General features: G+C 66.6%; 16 protein-coding genes and 4 tRNA genes. 12 read left to right on the top strand and 8 right to left on the bottom strand.

Annotation, left to right across the window (positions count from 1 at the left end):
- Positions 1-2: 2 nt before the first annotated feature.
- The 5 genes from RSO68_RS12015 to RSO68_RS11995 all read right to left on the bottom strand — a co-directional run bounded on the left by RSO68_RS12015 (position 3) and on the right by RSO68_RS11995 (position 1,156).
- Positions 3-76: transfer RNA gene (locus tag RSO68_RS12015), tRNA-Asp, on the bottom strand.
- A gap of 28 nt (positions 77-104) precedes the next feature.
- Positions 105-181: transfer RNA gene (locus RSO68_RS12010), tRNA-Asp, on the bottom strand.
- Between the two features lie 28 nt (positions 182-209).
- Positions 210-286: transfer RNA gene (locus RSO68_RS12005), tRNA-Asp, on the bottom strand.
- Between the two features lie 42 nt (positions 287-328).
- A tRNA-Val gene (locus tag RSO68_RS12000) sits at positions 329-404 on the bottom strand.
- A 149-nt stretch (positions 405-553) separates the two neighbouring features.
- Positions 554-1,156: an alpha/beta family hydrolase gene (locus RSO68_RS11995; protein WP_315586817.1), complete on the bottom strand. Its 603-nt coding sequence runs from the start codon at positions 1,154-1,156 to the stop codon at positions 554-556.
- A gap of 295 nt (positions 1,157-1,451) precedes the next feature.
- On the opposite strand from RSO68_RS11995, the gene ccoN reads away from it, so the two are divergent.
- The 11 genes from ccoN to fnr all read left to right on the top strand — a co-directional run bounded on the left by ccoN (position 1,452) and on the right by fnr (position 12,419).
- Positions 1,452-2,876 carry a cytochrome-c oxidase, cbb3-type subunit I gene (ccoN, locus tag RSO68_RS11990; RefSeq protein ID WP_089847436.1) on the top strand — a complete coding sequence of 475 codons (1,425 nt, stop codon included), beginning with the start codon at positions 1,452-1,454 and terminating at the stop codon, positions 2,874-2,876.
- A gap of 23 nt (positions 2,877-2,899) precedes the next feature.
- On the top strand, positions 2,900-3,508 hold the full coding sequence (ccoO, locus tag RSO68_RS11985; RefSeq protein WP_089847433.1) for a cytochrome-c oxidase, cbb3-type subunit II: 609 nt from the start codon (positions 2,900-2,902) through the stop codon (positions 3,506-3,508).
- Positions 3,509-3,510: 2 nt separating this feature from the next.
- Positions 3,511-3,723 (top strand): cbb3-type cytochrome oxidase subunit 3, encoded by a 213-nt coding sequence (locus tag RSO68_RS11980; RefSeq protein ID WP_089847431.1) that lies wholly within the window; start codon positions 3,511-3,513, stop codon positions 3,721-3,723.
- The gene (ccoP, locus tag RSO68_RS11975; protein ID WP_089847430.1) at positions 3,720-4,649 is read left to right on the top strand and encodes a cytochrome-c oxidase, cbb3-type subunit III; all 930 of its coding nucleotides are present in this window, start codon (positions 3,720-3,722) and stop codon (positions 4,647-4,649) included. Before RSO68_RS11980 ends, ccoP begins: the two co-directional genes overlap by 4 nt.
- 142 nt (positions 4,650-4,791) lie before the next feature.
- Positions 4,792-6,225, top strand: a complete 1,434-nt coding sequence (gene ccoG, locus RSO68_RS11970) for a cytochrome c oxidase accessory protein CcoG (RefSeq protein WP_315586749.1) — start codon at positions 4,792-4,794, stop codon at positions 6,223-6,225.
- A complete protein-coding gene (locus RSO68_RS11965; RefSeq protein ID WP_089847427.1) occupies positions 6,225-6,737 on the top strand; it encodes a FixH family protein in 513 nt (170 codons plus the stop codon). Before ccoG ends, RSO68_RS11965 begins: the two co-directional genes overlap by 1 nt.
- Complete coding sequence (locus tag RSO68_RS11960) at positions 6,738-9,218, top strand: heavy metal translocating P-type ATPase (RefSeq protein ID WP_315586748.1); 2,481 nt, start codon at positions 6,738-6,740, stop codon at positions 9,216-9,218.
- Positions 9,215-9,430, top strand: a complete 216-nt coding sequence (gene ccoS / locus RSO68_RS11955) for a cbb3-type cytochrome oxidase assembly protein CcoS (protein ID WP_089847423.1) — start codon at positions 9,215-9,217, stop codon at positions 9,428-9,430. Before RSO68_RS11960 ends, ccoS begins: the two co-directional genes overlap by 4 nt.
- Positions 9,430-10,128: a sulfite exporter TauE/SafE family protein gene (locus RSO68_RS11950; RefSeq protein WP_089847421.1), complete on the top strand. Its 699-nt coding sequence runs from the start codon at positions 9,430-9,432 to the stop codon at positions 10,126-10,128. Before ccoS ends, RSO68_RS11950 begins: the two co-directional genes overlap by 1 nt.
- 96 nt (positions 10,129-10,224) lie before the next feature.
- Positions 10,225-11,553 (top strand): oxygen-independent coproporphyrinogen III oxidase, encoded by a 1,329-nt coding sequence (gene hemN, locus RSO68_RS11945; RefSeq protein ID WP_315586747.1) that lies wholly within the window; start codon positions 10,225-10,227, stop codon positions 11,551-11,553.
- Between the two features lie 122 nt (positions 11,554-11,675).
- The gene (gene fnr, locus RSO68_RS11940) at positions 11,676-12,419 is read left to right on the top strand and encodes a fumarate/nitrate reduction transcriptional regulator Fnr (protein WP_089847417.1); all 744 of its coding nucleotides are present in this window, start codon (positions 11,676-11,678) and stop codon (positions 12,417-12,419) included.
- 140 nt (positions 12,420-12,559) lie between these two features.
- On the opposite strand, the gene ttcA is transcribed toward fnr, so the two are convergent.
- From ttcA to RSO68_RS11925, 3 genes are all read right to left on the bottom strand, one after another.
- Positions 12,560-13,471: a tRNA 2-thiocytidine(32) synthetase TtcA gene (gene ttcA / locus RSO68_RS11935; protein ID WP_315586746.1), complete on the bottom strand. Its 912-nt coding sequence runs from the start codon at positions 13,469-13,471 to the stop codon at positions 12,560-12,562.
- 113 nt (positions 13,472-13,584) lie between these two features.
- The gene (locus RSO68_RS11930; protein ID WP_315586745.1) at positions 13,585-14,211 is read right to left on the bottom strand and encodes a 3'-5' exonuclease; all 627 of its coding nucleotides are present in this window, start codon (positions 14,209-14,211) and stop codon (positions 13,585-13,587) included.
- A gap of 53 nt (positions 14,212-14,264) precedes the next feature.
- Positions 14,265-16,088 (bottom strand): DUF294 nucleotidyltransferase-like domain-containing protein, encoded by a 1,824-nt coding sequence (locus RSO68_RS11925; RefSeq protein ID WP_315586744.1) that lies wholly within the window; start codon positions 16,086-16,088, stop codon positions 14,265-14,267.
- A 527-nt stretch (positions 16,089-16,615) separates the two neighbouring features.
- Between RSO68_RS11925 and RSO68_RS11920 the strand changes: the two genes are divergently transcribed.
- A complete protein-coding gene (locus tag RSO68_RS11920; protein ID WP_138181370.1) occupies positions 16,616-16,876 on the top strand; it encodes a DUF4212 domain-containing protein in 261 nt (86 codons plus the stop codon).
- The last annotated feature ends 1 nt before the right edge of the window (position 16,877 follow it).

Raw genomic sequence — 16,877 nt, 5'->3', positions numbered from 1 at the left:
GGCGGACCGGACGGGACTCGAACCCGCGACCTCCGGCGTGACAGGCCGGCATTCTAACCAACTGAACTACCGGTCCGCAAGACGACTTGCGACAAAGAAGATGTTGGCGGACCGGACGGGACTCGAACCCGCGACCTCCGGCGTGACAGGCCGGCATTCTAACCAACTGAACTACCGGTCCGCAAGACGACTTGCGACAAAGAAGATGTTGGCGGACCGGACGGGACTCGAACCCGCGACCTCCGGCGTGACAGGCCGGCATTCTAACCAACTGAACTACCGGTCCGCTGCTATCTTCTACTACGTAATCGGGTCATTGCCGTGGCAATGGTGGGTGGTACAGGGTTCGAACCTGTGACCCCCAGCTTGTAAGGCTGGTGCTCTCCCAGCTGAGCTAACCACCCCCGGTCACGTGGCGCTGCATTCTACAGGGGGCCCGATCAATGTCAACGCTTTTTGCGCTGCCATCGTGAACCTTTTCGTGAAGAAGAATCGCCACCCTTTCATCCACTTGGCCACACCGCCCGCGCCACGCGGCCTTCAGCATTTTTGCTCATGAATGGTCGCGCATAAACGCGGCGATCGCCTCCGACGCCTCGACGATCAGTGCCGCCTGATCGCGACCCGAGGCGCGCCTAGGTTGCCAGTCGTGATCGCCGTCCTCGAGCCAGTGCAGACGTGCCACCTCGGGCAGCGCATAGCCGACGACCTGCTCGCGGGTGCCGAAGGGATCACGGGTCCCCTGCACCGCCAGGGTCGGACAGGCGAGCGACGGCCAGTGGGCGAGGCGCAGTCGCTCCGGCTTGCCGGGGGGATGAAAGGGGTAGCCGCACAGCACCAGGCCCCGAACGGACGCTCGGTGGGAGGCCTGCGCCGCCAGCATGCTGGCCACGCGACCGCCCATGGACTTGCCCCCCAGCCAGGGTGGCGGAAGGTCACAGTGCGACACGCTGTCGCACCATAGGGACAGTTCGTCGACCAGACGATCAACCCGCGGCGGAGGACGACGGCGCCCTTCGCGGCGCATCGTCTGCAGGTAATCGAACTCGAAAGCCAGAGTCTGGACGCCGACGGTGGCGAGGGATTCGCGCAACCGTTGCATAAAGGTTGAATCCTGGCCCGCTCCGGCCCCGTGGGCGATAAGCAGACGCCCCACACGGCTTTCACCGTGGACTTCCAGCGGACCGAGCCCGGCAATATTCCAGCATCCCTGCTCGCCATCGCGTAGCCGCTGGGACAGCGTCAAGCGGTCGATCGACGGCAAAACCCGACAAAAACGGTCCGACAATTTAGGCCTCCTCGAGTTCATAAATCAACACATTGACATGTTCAGCTTGCCGCACGCCTGCGCTAGAATCACCCTTGGTTAAAGACCTGCATCATCCTGCGGAGGTCACCCCGAGGCAGAATGCCGCGGGACACCCCCAAACCGCGTTCGATGGGAACCTGACATGAGCACAGCATTTGAACACCCGACCTACAACTACAAGGTAGTTCGGCAGTTCGCGATCATGACGGTGGTGTGGGGCATCGTGGGCATGGCCCTCGGTGTCGTCCTCGCCTCGCAGCTGGTATGGCCGGAACTGAACCTGGGACTGCCGTGGACGAGCTTCGGCCGCCTGCGCCCCCTGCACACCAACGCCGTGATCTTCGCCTTCGGCGGCTCGGCGCTGTTTGCCACCTCCTACTACGTCGTGCAGCGAACCTGCCAGGTACGACTGTTCTCGGACAAGCTGGCCGCCTTTACCTTCTGGGGCTGGCAGGCGGTGATCCTGTCCGCGGTGGTCACCCTGCCGCTGGGCCTCACCAGCACCAAGGAGTACGCCGAGCTCGAGTGGCCGATCGACATCCTGCTGGCCGTAGTCTGGATCAGCTATGCCATCGTCTTCCTGGGGACCATCAAGCTGCGCAAGACCTCCCACATCTACGTGGCGAACTGGTTCTTCGCGGCCTTCATCATCACCGTGGCCGTGCTGCACATCGTCAACAGCGCCTCGATCCCGGTGACCTCGACCTATTCGGTCTCGCTCTACGCGGGCGCCATCGATGCGATGACCCAGTGGTGGTACGGCCATAACGCGGTGGGCTTCTTCCTGACCGCCGGCTTCCTGGGGATGATGTACTACTTCGTGCCCAAGCAGGCGGAGCGGCCGGTCTATTCCTATCGCCTCTCCATCGTCCACTTCTGGGCGCTGATCATGGTCTACATGTGGGCCGGCCCGCACCACCTGCACTACACGGCGCTGCCCAACTGGACCCAGTCGCTCGGCATGGTGCTGTCGATCATCCTGCTGGCGCCCTCCTGGGGCGGCATGATCAACGGCATGATGACCCTTTCCGGCGCCTGGCATAAGCTGCGCACCGACCCGACCCTGCGTTTCCTGGTGGTGGCCCTGTCCTTCTACGGCATGTCCACCTTCGAGGGCCCGATGATGGCGGTGAAGACCGTCAACGCCCTTTCCCACTACACCGACTGGACCATCGGTCACGTCCACGCCGGCGCCCTGGGCTGGGTGGCGATGATCACCATCGGCTCCATGTACCACCTGATCCCGCGCCTGTTCGGCCGCACCGAGATGCACTCCGTGAACCTGATCGCCGTGCACTTCTGGCTGGCGACCATCGGCACCGTGCTCTACATCGCCGCCATGTGGGTCAACGGCATCCTGCAGGGTCTGATGTGGCGCGCCGTGAACCCCGACGGCACCCTGATGTACACCTTCGTCGAGTCGGTGGAAGCCAGCGGCCCGGGTTACATCGTGCGACTGATCGGTGGCCTGTGCTGGGTGGCCGGCATGCTGATCATGGCCTTCAACGTGTACATGACCGTGCGGCGCGGTGAAGGCGCCCGTCAGCCGATTCCGCAGACCGCCTGAGCCAACCAGGGAACGAGACACCAATGAGACACGAGATAGTCGAAAAGAACGTCGGTCTGCTCGCCGTGCTGATCCTGGTAGTGATCAGTTTCGGGGGCCTGGCGGAGATCGTGCCGCTGTTCTTCCAGAAGCAGACCACCGAGCCGGTCGAGGGCCTCGAGCCTCTCTCCCCCCTGGAGCTCGCGGGTCGCGGCGTCTATCGTCGCGAGGGCTGCGTTGGCTGCCACTCGCAGATGGTGCGCCCCTTCCGCGCCGAGACCGAGCGTTACGGCCCCTACAGCGTGGCCGGCGAACAGGTCTACGAGCACAACTTCCTGTGGGGATCCAAGCGCACCGGGCCGGACCTCGCCCGCGTCGGCGGCCGCTACAGCGACGACTGGCACCGTGCCCACCTCTACAACCCGCGTGACGTGGTGCCGGAGTCGATCATGCCGGCCTACCCGTGGCTGTTCGAGAACACGCTGAGCGGCGAGCGCATCGACGACGAGATGCGCGTCATGCAGACGCTGGGCGTCCCCTACACCGACGAGCAGATTGCCAACGCCAGCGAGGAGGTTCGCGGCGAGCGGGAGATCACCGCCCTGGTCGCCTACCTGCAGCAGCTCGGCACCGTGCTCAAGGATTCGCGCTGATCATGGATAACGGGATCGTCAACGGGGTGATCATCATCCTGCTGATCATCGCCTTCGCGGGGCTCACCATGTGGGCCTACTCGAAGCGACGCAAGCCGGACTTCGACGAGGCGGCCAACCTGCCCTTCGCCGATGAGGATGAACCGCCGCACCGTGACCAGAACGCCTCCCGAGAGGCCGATTCCCGACACGACAAGGGAGAGAGGAACACATGAACAATTTTTGGGGTGACTCCCTTTCCAGCTTCTGGAGCGCCTGGATCATCGTCATCACGCTGGGCACCATCGGCATCAGTGCCTGGCTGCTCTTCGCCAACCGCAAGACCGACAAGACCCCGGATGCCGAGGGCAACGTCGACACCACGGGCCACGCCGCCGACGGGATCGAGGAGTACGACAACCCGCTGCCGCGCTGGTGGTTCCAGCTCTACGTCGGCACCGTGATCTTTTCGCTGGGCTATCTGGTGCTCTACCCGGGCCTCGGCAACTTCTCCGGCCTGCTGGGCTGGAGCCAGGAGAGCCAGTGGGAGGAAGAGGTCGCCCGCGCCGAGGAGCGCTTCGCGCCGATCTTCGCCCAGTACCAGGAAGTGCCGATCCCGGAGCTGTCCCAGGACGGCGAGGCCATGCAGGTCGCCGAGCGCATCTACCTCAACAACTGCGCGATCTGCCACGGCTCCAACGCCAAGGGTGGCTACGGCTTCCCCAACTTGACCGACGATGCCTGGCTGTACGGCGGCGCGCCGGAAAACATCGTCCATACTCTGAACAATGGACGTAACGGCCTGATGCCGTCCTGGCAGCAGCTGGGCAGCGAAAACATCGAGAACGTGACCCAGCACGTGCTCTCGCTCTCCGGCAACGCCGAGGATGCCGAGCGGGCCGAACAGGGCGCCAGCGTGTTCGCCTCGGTGTGCGCCGCCTGCCACATGCCCGACGGCACCGGCAACCAGGCGCTGGGCGCGCCCAACCTGACCGACGATGCCTGGCTCTACCAGGCGCCGGGGCAGTCGCTCGCCGACTCGGTACGCCAGACCCTGCGTAACGGCCGCAACGGCCACATGCCGGCACAGGCCGCCTACATCGGTGAGGACAAGGTCCACCTCGTCGCCGCCTACGTCTACGGCCTGAGCCGCGAGGACTGAGCCTGCGATCGATGACGGCATGCAAAGGGTGCGGCCTCCGGTCGCACCCTTTCTCGTTATGCGGCCACGCCGATACAATGTTGATTGTCCGCAGCGGGTTACCCCCGACGGCCCTCCCCTCCTTGCCAGCCACGAGCCTGCCATGAGCGAGAAGATCCCGACCCACGACGTCACCCCGGATCCGGTGCAGCAGCACGCGCCGAACGAGGCGGTCACCCAGCACATGTACCAAAGCCGGCGACATATCTATGTCCGCGAGATCAAGGGCTTCTTCCAGCGCCTGCGCCGCGGATCCAACTGGGCCCTGATGCTGGCCTTCTTCCTGCTTCCCTGGGTGCCCTGGGGCGACCGCCCGGCCATCTGGTTCGACCTCCCCGGCCGGGAATTTCACATCTTCTCGGCGACCTTCTATCCTCAGGAGTTCATGCTGCTCTCGTGGCTCTTGATCATCTGCGCCTTCGGCCTGTTCTTCATCACGGTGTTCGCCGGGCGCGTCTGGTGCGGCTACACCTGTCCCCAGAGCGTCTGGACCTTCCTGTTCATCTGGGTCGAGCATCGCCTGGAGGGCTCGCGCAACCGCCGCATCAAGCTCGACAAGCAGTCCATGACCCGCGACAAGCTGTGGCGCAAGGGCGCCAAGCACGCCATCTGGCTGCTGATAGCCCTGGCCACGGGCCTCACCTTCGTCGGCTACTTCACGCCGATCCGCGACCTGGTCGTGGAGCTACCGACCCTCGAGGCCCACGGCTGGTCCTACTTCTGGGTCGGCTTCTTCCTGGTCTTCACCTACCTCAACGCCGGCTGGCTGCGCGAGCAGGTGTGCATCTACATGTGCCCCTACGCCCGCTTCCAGTCGGTGATGTTCGACCGCGACACCCTGATCGTCTCCTACGACGCCGCCCGCGGCGAGCCCCGCGGCCCGCGCAAGAAGACGCTAAGTCACGAGCAGGCGCAAGCTGCCGGCCACGGCGACTGCATCGACTGCGACCTCTGCGTGCAGGTCTGCCCCACCGGCATCGACATCCGCGACGGCCTGCAGTACGAGTGCATTACCTGCGCGGCCTGCATCGATGCCTGCGACAGCGTGATGGACAAGATGGGTTATCCCCGCGGCCTGATCCGCTACACCACGGAGAACGCCCTGGAGGGCAAGCCGACGCATATCCTGCGCCCGCGCCTGATGGGCTATCTCGCCGCCCTGCTGGTGATGATCGGCGTCTTCGCCTGGGCGGTGGCCGATCGCACGCCGCTGGACTTCGACGTCGAGCGCGAGCGCAACCAGCTGTTCCAGACGACTCAGGACGGCCGCATCAGCAACGTCTACACCCTGATCGTACGTAACCTCGACGATCGGCCGCACAGCTACCGCCTGGAGGCCTCCGGCCTGCCCGGCCTGACCCTGGATACCCACGAGATCAGCGTGCCGGCCAGCGAATCGCGTCAGCTGGTGATCCAGGCCAGCGTACCGCCCGAGTCCATCGACCGGCCCAGCGCCGAGATCATCCTGCGCCTGGAGGCCACGGACGCCGACATCGCCATCGAACGTGACAGCCGTTTCCTAGGAGAGACCCGCTGATGAGTGCGGAACCCGAGAGCATCCCCCCCTGGTACAAGCAGTTCTGGCCGTGGTTCTTGATCGGCCTGCTGGCCTCGTCGGTAACCTTCAGCATCACCTACCTGGTGCTGTCGATTCACTTCTACGACGGTACGGTGGAGCAGGACTACTACAAGCAGGGGCTGGCCATCAACGAACAGCTGGCCAAGCAGGAGCACGCTCGCCAACTGGGCCTCGAGGCGGTCATGCGCGCCGACCCGCGCACCGGCGACATCGTCATCGACCTGGCGGGTGAGCGCCAGCCGGAGCGGCTCTACCTCGATCTGATCTTTCCCACCGAGAGCAGCCGCGATCGCTCGATGGTGCTGGAGCACGTGCGCGACGGGCGCTACGTGACGTCGATCGATCAGACGCTTGAATATCGCTGGTACCTGCACCTGCAACCGGCCGAGGGCCGGGACGCCGAGTGGCGCCTGACCGGCGAGGCGCACTTCCCGACGGAAGGCGAGATCTCGCTCTCTCCCGGCATCTAGATGACCGCGACCGCGACATCCTCCCCGACGACCGAGGCCCCCGGCTGTTACCACTGTGGCAACCGGGTGCCCGCGGGCGCACCCTGGTCGATCACCCTGGACGACGAACGCCGGCCGCTGTGCTGTCCCGGCTGCGAGGCCGTGGCCCACGCCATCGTCGACGGGGGCCTTGCGAGCTACTACCGCTTTCGCACCGAGCTGCCCGAGCGGCCGGACGATCGCCAGGCGGTCAAGGCCGAGACCTGGGCGGTGTTCGATGACCCCGGCCTGCAGGCACGCTTCGTGCATCCCGACGGCGAGGGCGGCGGAGTGCACGCCACTCTGGCCGTGGACGGCATCACCTGCGCGGCCTGCGCCTGGCTGATCGAGCACCGCCTCAACGCCCTTCCCGGCATCGAGGCCAGCGCCGTCAACCTCTCCCACCATCGCCTGCGCGTCAGCTGGGATCCCGAGCGGGTAGCGCTGTCGCGGATCCTCGCCGAGATGGCCGCCATCGGCTATCCGGCACAGCCCTACGAGCCCGATGCGGCCCAGAGCCGGCTGCAGCACGAGGAGCGCATGAACGTGCGCCGACTGATCGTCGCCGCGGTGGCGATGATGCAGGTGCTGATGTTCTCGATCCCTATCTATGTGGCCGACCCCGGCGATCTCAGCGCCGACTTCGATGCCCTCTTCCACTGGCTCTCCTTCGCGCTGGCCACCCCGGTGGTGCTCTTCTCGGCGCAGCCCTTCTTCACCAATGCCCTGCGTGACCTGAAGACCCGCACCCTGGGCATGGACGTGCCGGTATCGCTGGCCATCGGTGGCGCCTACCTGGCCAGCGGCTATGCGGTGGTGGTCGGGCATGGCGACGTCTATTTCGATTCGGTGGCGATGTTCACCTTCTTCCTGCTGTTCGGCCGCTATGTCGAGGTGCGCGCCCGGCGCCGCAGCGGCCACAGCGGCAACGCCCTCGCAGGCGTATTGCCCCTCTCGGCGATCCGCCTCACCGAGGACGGGGAGGAGCGCATCCTACCCTCCAGCGAGCTCGCCGCGGGCGACCGGGTACTGATCAAGCCCGGCCACGGCGTGCCGGCCGACGGCGTGATCGAGAGCGGCGAGTCGAGCCTCGACGAATCGATGCTCACCGGCGAGTACCTGCCGGTGACTCGACGGATCGGCGATCGCGTCACCGGCGGCAGCCAGAACATCGAGAGCCCGCTGACGGTGCGCGTCACCCATGCCGGCCGCGATGCGCGGGTCGCCGGCATCGTCGACCTCACCGATCGCGCCTTCGCCAGCCGGCCGCGCATCGCCCAGCTGGCGGCGCGCATGGCCCACCACTTCGTGCTGCAGGTGCTGCTGATCTCCGTCGGCGTGGCCGTCGCCTGGTGGTTCATCGATGCCGACCGCATGCTCTGGGTCACCCTGTCGGTGCTGGTGGTGACCTGCCCCTGCGCCCTGGCGCTGGCCACCCCCACGGCCCTGACCGCCGGCCACGGCCGGCTGCACCGACGCGGCGTGCTGATCACCCGCGCCGACGCCCTGGAAGCGCTGTCGCAGCTGGACCGGGTGATCTTCGACAAGACCGGCACCCTGACCAGTGGCGAGATGAGCCTGGTGGAGACTCGCCCGGTCGGCGACACCCTCGACGAAGCGCGCGCGCGTGCCCTGGCGGCCGCCCTGGAGGCCCAGTCCGAGCACCCCATCGCCCGCGCCTTCCGCCCCTTCCGCGAGGCCGACATCAGCGCCGACGAGGTGCTCAGCCGCCCCGGCCGGGGCCTGGAGGGCCACATCGACGGGCGCCGTTGGCGCCTCGGCACCCCCGCCTTCGCCGCGCCCGAGGCAACGCCCGAGGCCCCCGGTGAGGGCCAGTGGCTGCTGCTGGCCGAGGACGGCACACCACGCGCCTGGTTCGCCCTCCACGACCAGCTTCGCGAAGATGCTCGAGAGACCGTCGAGGCCCTGAAGGCGCGCGGCCTCGCGGTGGAGCTGCTCTCCGGCGATACCGAATCGGCGGTGGCGGCCATGGCCGGACGCCTGGGTATCGCGACCTGGCAGGCGGCGGCCTCCCCGGAAGACAAGCTGGCACGCATCCAGGCACTGCAGGCCGACGGTGAGCGGGTGGCCATGGTGGGCGACGGCATCAACGACGTGCCGGTGTTGGCCGGGGCCGACGTGGCCATCGCCATGAACGGCGCCACCGACCTCGCCCGCACCCGCGCCGACGCCGTCTTGCTGGGCCCTCGGCTGGGGCGTATCGTCGAGGCCATCGCGACCAGCCGTGCCACCCGGCGGATCATCCGCCAGAACCTGGCCTGGTCGCTGATCTACAACGTCTCGGCGCTGCCCCTGGCGGCAATGGGCTTCGTGCCCCCCTGGCTCGCCGCCATCGGCATGTCGGCGAGCTCGCTGGTCGTCGTCGGCAACGCCCTGCGCCTGACCCGCACCGGGCCTGAACGGCCCACCGGCACCGACTCCCCCAGGCTGGTAAACGCATGAGCATTCTCTACCTGTTGATCCCCCTCTCGCTGATCCTGCTGGGACTGGCGGTCTGGGCCTTCTTCTGGGCCGTCAAGCACGACCAGTTCGAGGACCTCGAGGGTCCCGCCTACCGCATCCTCTTCGACGAGGACGAAAACGACCGCCCGCGCGCCCCATCGGACGGCGATGCCGGCGCCGACGCGCCCCGGGACGAGGATCGCCGCAACTGATGGACCCCACCGGACTCGACCTTCCCCCGCTGGCGGCGGCCTTCGTCTTCGGCCTGCTCGGCGGCGCCCACTGCATCGGCATGTGCGGCGGCATCATGAGCGCCCTGACCTTCGCCGTGCCGCCCAGCATGAGAAGCCCGGCCCGACTCTCGGGGCTGCTGCTCGGCTACAATCTAGGGCGCATCACGAGCTACATGATGGCCGGCGCCCTGGTGGCGGGGCTCGGTACGCTGATCGCCCTGAGTCCCCAGGCACGCCTGGTGCTGCAGGGCCTGGCCGCGGTAATGCTGATCCTGATGGCGCTTTACATCGCCGACTGGTGGAAGGGGCTACTCAAGGTCGAAGCGGTCGGCAGGCGCCTGTGGCGCCACCTCGAGCCCGTGGGGCGGCGGCTGATGCCGGTGGTCCGGGTGCCCCAGGCGTTCGCCCTGGGCGCCGTCTGGGGCTGGCTGCCGTGCGGCCTGGTCTACTCGATGCTCGCCTGGAGCCTGGCCATCGCCGATCCCTGGCGGGGCGCGACCCTGATGGGCGCCTTCGGCCTCGGCACCCTGCCGGCCCTGCTGGCCACCGGCCTCGCCGCGCGCCAGCTCGGCGCCCTGATTCGCCATCCGGCCACCCGCACGCTGTCCGCGCTGTCGATCATCGCCTTCGCCCTCTGGCAGCTGTGGACGCTGCTGCCCGGGGCGACGATGCACTGACGACTCCGCCGATCGCGGCTTCGCTTGACGCAGCTCAACGCGGCAAAACTGGCGCCTCGCTAGCATAAAGGCATGTTTCCCTCCGGAGGGCCGACCATGCCCCCTCGCGCGTCAACCGCACCCGCTAGCGACGCCCCCTTCGCGGCGGCTTCGCCGGCTCCCGCCTATGGCTTCTACCCCACGCCCCAGGCGATGGGCGACGGCATTGGCGCCGAGGACTACCGCCAGGCACTCGAGCACAGCAACGCCGCGGCGCGTCCGCTGTCGCTCTACGTGCATCTGCCCTTCTGCCAGCAGGCCTGCTACCACTGCACCCGTCGGCCGGTCACCACCTCGGACACCCGACTGACCGAGGCCTATCTCACTCGACTCGACCGCGAGATGGTGCTGACCAGTCGCCATCTGGACGCTCGCCGGGAGGTCCGCTCCCTGCAGTGGGGCGGCGGTACGCCGACCTTCCTGACCCTGAACCAGATGGGCGACCTGATCGATCGGCTGGATGCCCGCTTCCGGCTGGCCGGCGATCGCGACCGGGAGTACCTCATCGAGATCGACCCCCGGGAGGCCGACGTCTTCACCCTGCGTCATCTCGAGGCCCTGGGCTTCAACCGACTGAGCCTCGAGGTGCTCGACCTGGATCCCGAGGTCCAGCGGGCGATCAATCGCCAGCAGGGCCGCGGCCTGACCGAACAGCTGCTCGACGAGGCGGACCGGCTGGGCTTCAACTCCGTGAACCTGAACCTGATTCTCGGCCTGCCCCGCCAGACCCTTGGCGGCTTCGTCGCCACGCTCGATCAGGTCATCGCCATGGCACCGTCGCGGCTGTCGCTGTTTCAGTACCAGCACCACCCCGAGCGCTTTCCCCACCAGCGCCAGATCCGCCCCGAGGACCTGCCCGCCCCGCTGGAGGTCCAGGGAATGCTGCAGGCGGCCATCGAGCGGCTCGCCGCCGCGGGCTACGTGCATCTCGGCCACGACCGCTTCGTGCGCGGCGACGACCGCCTGGCCAGGGCCCTCGTGACCGGGCGAGACCGCCACGACCTGGTGGGCCTGGGCGTCACGGCCGTCTCCCGCCTGGAGGACCTGCACGTTCGCAACCCGCAGAAGCTTGAGGACTACGAGGCCGCCCTCGAGCGGGGGGAGCTGCCCACCGCCGTCGGCCATCGGCTGAGCCTGGACGATCGGCTGCGAAGCGCTGCCATCGAGAGGCTGATGTGCGATCTCCATCTCGACCTGGCGGAGCTCGGCGCGGCCTTCGGCCTGGACGCCGAGGCCCATCTCGCCGGACCGCTGGCGCGCCTGGCCCGCGCCGAGTCGCAGGGCCTGATCGCGTGCCGGGGCGCACAGTGGCGCGTGACGCCCACCGGTCGCCTGCTGATCCGTCAGCTGGCGGCGGCCTTCGACGCCTACCCCGCCGCGTCCTGAATGCCAGGCCCTGAATGCCACGCCCCGAATGCCAAGTTCAGCGACGAGGTGTTAAGCGGTGCTTTGCCGGTGGGCGACTATCCCCCATAATGAGCACTGAGCCATCATCCATGGAGGAGAGCATGCCCGACCCCGCAACCGGCAGGCGCCGCGCACTGCTGAACGAGACTCGCTGCCAGACCTGCAGCCTGAGCTCGCTCTGCCTGCCGCTGGCGCTCGAAGTGCAGGACATGGATCAGTTTGAGGCCATCATCCGCCGCCGACCGCCGTTGAAGAAGGGCGAGGCACTGTTCCGCCAGGGCACTCACTTCACCAGCGTCTTCGCGGTGCGCTCGGGCAGCCTCAAGCAGGTGACCACCGAGGGCAGCGGCGAGGACCAGCTGACCAACTTCTACCTGCCCAGCGAACTGGTGGGCCTCGACGGCATCGACGAGGAGCGCTATCCAGGCACGGTGGTGGCCCTTGAGACCACCACGGTCTGCGAGATCCCCTTCGATCGCCTCGACGCCCTCTCCGAATCCCTGCCGGAGCTGCGCGGCCAGCTCTACCGCAGCATGAGCAAGGAGATGCGTGACGATCGCCGCATGATGCGCCTGCTGTCGCGCAAGACCGCCGACCAGCGCCTGGCGACCTTCTTCACCAGCCTCTCCGACCGCTTCCGGCGGCGTGGCTACTCGCCCTACAGCTTCCGGCTGTCCATGTCGCGGGCCGACATCGGCAACTACCTGGGGCTCGCGGTGGAGACCGTCAGCCGCATCCTGAGTCGCTTCCAGTCCCAGGGCCTGGTGGCCGTGTCCGGCCGCGAAGTGAACATCCTCGACCTGGAATCGCTGATCGAGGTGGCCGAACAGGAAGGCTGCCGCTAGCAGCGCCAAGCAGCAGGTTGACCAAGCCGCTACGAATCAGTCACTAACAAGGAACCCCATCGGAGCTCGTCTCCGATGGGGTTCCTTGTTTTAAGACTGCCGCCCTTCAGTGAGCCGCTCGGCGCTATCAGATTGGCCGCTCAGAGCTCGTTGTGCAGCGCGATGCGGTCGGCATTGAGGCGCGCCTGCTTCTCCTCGAGGCCCGCGAAATCGAAGAGCTCGCGGTCGGCCAGCTGGGAGGGCGCCACGTTGGTGACCGCCTTGAACATGCTCTCGAGCCGCCCCGGATGCGACGCCTCCCACTCGGCCAGCATCTCCTTGACCACCTGGCGCTGCAGGTTCGGCTGGGAGCCGCAGAGGTTGCAGGGAATGATCGGGAATTCCATGCGCCGGGCGAACTCGGCGATGTCGGCCTCCCGGCAGTAGGCGAGCGGACGAATGACCATGTTGCGGCCGTCGTCGGAGAGCAGCTTGGGCGGCATCGCCTTGAGGCTGCCGCCGAAGAACATGTTGAGAAACAGCGTCTCGAGGATATCCTCGCGATGGTGGCCCAGCGCCACCTTGGTGGCACCGATCTCCTCGGCGAAGCCGTAAAGCGAGCCGCGCCGCAGCCGCGAGCAGAGCGCGCAGGTGGTCTTGCCCTCGGGCGTTTTCTCCTTGACCACCGAGTAGGTATCGCGCTCGAGGATGTGGTACTCGACGTCGAGCCTGTCCAGGTACTCGGGAAGCACGTGCTCGGGGAAGCCGGGCTGCTTCTGGTCCAGGTTGACCGCCACCAGGGAGAAGTTCACCGGCGCGTTGCGCTGCAGGTTGCGCAGGATCTCCAGCAGGGTGTAGCTGTCCTTGCCGCCGGAGAGGCAGACCATCACCCGGTCTCCCTCATGAATCATCCCGTAATCGATGATGGCGTTGCCCACCTGGCGACGCAGCCGCTTCTGCAGCTTGTTGAAGGCGCGCTTTTCCGAGGCGTCGAGCTCGTAGGGAGGCGTCGCGGGGTCGGCGACGGGCCGCGGGGCGGTGTCGCGGGGATCGAACATCAGGGCGTCTGGCATGGTATCGGCGCTGCCTGGGCGGCTGGAAAATGGCGGGCGCTATCCTACCATTCTCGCCGCCGACAGGCGACGCGGGGCCGCCCGTATCGAAGCGATCAATAGACACGCGGCGATCAGCAGAAACGTTCAATCTCGGGCGGGCTGCGGGTCAGGCGCAGGTGGATCAGCGCCGTGGTCACGGCGTCACCGAGCGCCGTGTGCCGCCCCATCACCGGCACCCCCAGGCGCTCGGCCACCTGCTCGAAGCGCGGCCGGGTAACGAGTTCGGGATGGCTGCGACGCAGCCGGCGATAGTAGGCCTGAGCCACGTCGATGCAGGCGTTGGGCAGGTCGAACCCGAAGCGCGGCCGAAGGTAGCGGTTGAGCAGCGTCAGGTCGTCGTCCAGGCGCCAGCCGATCAGCGGGCGATTGCCGACAAAGTCCAGGAACTGTGCCAGCGCCTCGTCGATGCCGGCCCCCTCCGCCAGGTCGATGCCGCGCAGGCCGTGCCGGCGGATCGAATCGCCACCGAGGCTGGAGGGACACGCCAGCCGCAGGTCGAGGGAGTCGCTGGTCAGGACGCGATCCCCGCACAGGCGCACCGCCGCCAGCGACAAAAGCTCGGCCCGACGCGGGTCGGGGCCGGTGGTCACGCAGTCGATGGCGACCAGCTCCTCGCCGGTATAGGGCGCGAAGAGCCAGCCGTGATCGCCGTCGATCTGACGGCGTCGATCCGCGGCGCGGCGCAGGGCCCTTAGCATCAGGCCACCTCCTGTTGTTGAGTGGATCGAGCAGCGTCGAGACGCGTGGTGCGTCAGGAGTACTCGAGGTGGAAACGGTGCGACAGCCGCTGCTTGAATTCCTTGACGATGTGCAGGGCCTCGCGGAGCAGGTCCCGCTCCAGGGAGGAGAGCTCCTGCACCACCACCCGGTCGGGCGCCTCGCCCTTGCCTTCAGGGTCATCGAGGCGCTCGAGCTGCTGGCGAAGCCTCAGCTCGGTGAACAGCGACAGGGCCTCGCCCAGGTCCTCGGCGAAACGCTCCTCCAGCCGGCCGTCGGCAACCAGCGCGCCCAGCCGCTCCAGGGTGGAGGTCGCGGTGATGCGCCGCTCGAGTGCCAGGGTGCGTACCCCGTGGACGATGGGGAAGATGCCGCCCTTCTTGATGTCCACTCCGTGCTGAGGCTTCTTCAGCGACCCGAACAGCGTCAGCGGCGTGGAGAAACGCAGCGCGGTGCGGGCGAAGTAGGAGAGCAGGATCTCGTCGCGGCTGCAGCGCTCGAAGAGCTCCTCGCGCAGCCGCTCGAGCAGCGAGGCGTTGCCGGCCACCGCATGGGCGTCGAGCATGATCGCCAGGCGCATGAGGCTCTCGCCGTCGCGCTTCGCCGCCCACTGCGCGATGCGCTCGCGCCACTGGCTCTCGGTGCCCACCCACTCGGGGTTGGAGACCATGATGTCGCCGGGGCAGGGCGGGTAGCCCAACTCGATCAGCGTCTCGGTGAGGCGCTGCATCTGCGCCTGGCAGTCGGGCCAGTCGAGTTCGTCGGCCACTATCAGGCCGTTGTCCTGGTCGGTCTTGAGGATCTGTTCGCCACGCCCTTCGCTGCCCATCACGATCAGACAGCTCTCCGAGTGATACTGCTCGTCGATCAGAAATCCCCAGGCCTTGTTCATGATGCGCCCGTTGAGCGCCGCCAACAGCCCCATGGCGAAGCGCAGCTTGACGCCCTGGGCCATCAGCGCCTTGACCAGCTCCGGCGTGCGACGGCTGGCGGCGGACAGCGCCTCGAGGCTGTCCGCCTGCTCCACCTGCAGGCTCACCACGTAGCTGCGGCTGGAGAAGTAGCTGAGCACATCGGTCAGCTCGACCACGCCGCAGGGCCGGTCGCCTTCCATGACCACGACGCGCTCCACCTTGCAGCGGGTCATCTGGACCAGCACCTCGAACAGGTACTGCTCGGGCGTCGCCGTGATCAGCGCGAAGTGCGCCACGTCCTGCACCGGGCTCTGCTGGGTCAGGCCCTCGAGCACCAGGGCGTTGAGCAGGTCGGTCTTGGTGACCATGCCCGGCCCCTGCTCGCCCTCGACCAGCAGGCTGTCGGCGTGGCTGTCATTCAGGGTATGTACCGCCTCGGCCAGGCTGGTGCTGGCCGCCACCAGCAGGGGGGAACGCATGCACTCGCTGACGCGAGCCAGCATGAAGCCCGCCATGGTGACGCCGCCCTCGGCGCGGCGCTCGGTGAGCAGGCGTGTCTTCTGGGCCAGGCGCTGGCGGAAGAACTCGGCGAAGGCCGGATAGGCCGTACAGAGCTGCTTGAAACCCCCCTTGGGCAGCAGGTAGCAGAGGCTCTCTTGTTCGGCCCGGAAGCGATAGCGGCTCTTGCCGTTGAGGATGCTGATGGCGCCGAACAGGTCGCCGGCCGTGTAGTGACCGATATGCGACTGAGCGCCGGGCAGGGTCGGGTCCAGCTCGGCGACCTCGCCCTTGTGAATCAGAAAGAGATATTCCCCAGCCTGGCCGGCATCGAGAATGATTTCCTCGCGGTCGAAATAGGCCAGGTCGATGCTGCGGCGAACGCGCTCGCGGCCTTCCTCGTCGAGGAAGGTGAAGGGGGGATGGGAAAGTTCTACATCGACCATGGGGCTGTCCTCGTTGCGCGGCGTTCACCACCCCGCTGACCTCGGTGCACTCGGCGTCCAGCAAGCCTTTAAGATAGCAAAGTCGGTGCGGTATAAAGACCTAGACAATCGTCCTAACCTGGTCGTCTTAGACCATCGTCAAACACTGCCCTTCGACACCCCTCGACCCGGTGGCATTTCGAGGCTATACCATCGTCCTATGCACGCCCCGAAGAGAATAAAAACGCCTTCTAAATAATAACGTAAACACTTGATTACAAGACAATTAACAAAAACACCCTGTGCCGATTTTTCATCATGATACGAAAGTCTGGGATTTATTTTCGGCGTTTGCTGCCCAGACTTGGGAATGAGCCATACAGGGCATTCCCGCGTCGACACTTCACCACGACCGGCCGCGGGCCACCCGATGACAGGCCAGCTCAGACTCCGCCATCGAGGCTGTTCCGTCGGCACGACTGTCCTGATGAGTGATGCAAACGCTCCGGGCAACTTTCCAATCTCAACAACAAGTGGAGAGCAACACTATGGCAGACGACAAGTCTAATGCCGCTGCTTACTGGAAGGCGAACGTACGCCTGATTACGGGGTGCCTGATCGTCTGGGCCTTCGTGTCGTACGGCTGCGCCATCCTGTTTCGCCCGCTACTGGCTGGCATTCCAGTAGGAGGAACGGACCTGGGCTTCTGGTTCGCCCAGCAGGGATCGATCCTGACCTTCATCGCGATCATCTTCTTCTACGCCTGGAAGATGAACCGTCTCGACAAACAGTTCGGACTCGGGGAGTAAG

Source organism: Halomonas saccharevitans, assembly GCF_032333995.1.
GTDB lineage: Bacteria > Pseudomonadota > Gammaproteobacteria > Pseudomonadales > Halomonadaceae > Halomonas > Halomonas saccharevitans.
The sequence above is the reverse complement of the archived record's forward strand: the minus strand, read 5'-3'. Positions and strand labels throughout refer to the sequence as shown.

What these genes read in the sequence shown, in the direction of transcription:
- ccoN (WP_089847436.1), top strand. Translation starts at nt 1,452, where the DNA reads ATGAGCACAGCATTTGAACACCCGACCTACAACTACAAGGTAGTTCGG.
- ccoO (WP_089847433.1), top strand. Translation starts at nt 2,900, where the DNA reads ATGAGACACGAGATAGTCGAAAAGAACGTCGGTCTGCTCGCCGTGCTG.
- RSO68_RS11980 (WP_089847431.1), top strand. Translation starts at nt 3,511, where the DNA reads ATGGATAACGGGATCGTCAACGGGGTGATCATCATCCTGCTGATCATC.
- ccoP (WP_089847430.1), top strand. Translation starts at nt 3,720, where the DNA reads ATGAACAATTTTTGGGGTGACTCCCTTTCCAGCTTCTGGAGCGCCTGG.
- ccoG (WP_315586749.1), top strand. Translation starts at nt 4,792, where the DNA reads ATGAGCGAGAAGATCCCGACCCACGACGTCACCCCGGATCCGGTGCAG.
- RSO68_RS11965 (WP_089847427.1), top strand. Translation starts at nt 6,225, where the DNA reads ATGAGTGCGGAACCCGAGAGCATCCCCCCCTGGTACAAGCAGTTCTGG.
- RSO68_RS11960 (WP_315586748.1), top strand. Translation starts at nt 6,738, where the DNA reads ATGACCGCGACCGCGACATCCTCCCCGACGACCGAGGCCCCCGGCTGT.
- ccoS (WP_089847423.1), top strand. Translation starts at nt 9,215, where the DNA reads ATGAGCATTCTCTACCTGTTGATCCCCCTCTCGCTGATCCTGCTGGGA.
- RSO68_RS11950 (WP_089847421.1), top strand. Translation starts at nt 9,430, where the DNA reads ATGGACCCCACCGGACTCGACCTTCCCCCGCTGGCGGCGGCCTTCGTC.
- hemN (WP_315586747.1), top strand. Translation starts at nt 10,225, where the DNA reads ATGCCCCCTCGCGCGTCAACCGCACCCGCTAGCGACGCCCCCTTCGCG.
- fnr (WP_089847417.1), top strand. Translation starts at nt 11,676, where the DNA reads ATGCCCGACCCCGCAACCGGCAGGCGCCGCGCACTGCTGAACGAGACT.
- ttcA (WP_315586746.1), bottom strand. Translation starts at nt 13,471, where the DNA reads ATGCCAGACGCCCTGATGTTCGATCCCCGCGACACCGCCCCGCGGCCC.
- RSO68_RS11930 (WP_315586745.1), bottom strand. Translation starts at nt 14,211, where the DNA reads ATGCTAAGGGCCCTGCGCCGCGCCGCGGATCGACGCCGTCAGATCGAC.
- RSO68_RS11925 (WP_315586744.1), bottom strand. Translation starts at nt 16,088, where the DNA reads ATGGTCGATGTAGAACTTTCCCATCCCCCCTTCACCTTCCTCGACGAG.
- RSO68_RS11920 (WP_138181370.1), top strand. Translation starts at nt 16,616, where the DNA reads ATGGCAGACGACAAGTCTAATGCCGCTGCTTACTGGAAGGCGAACGTA.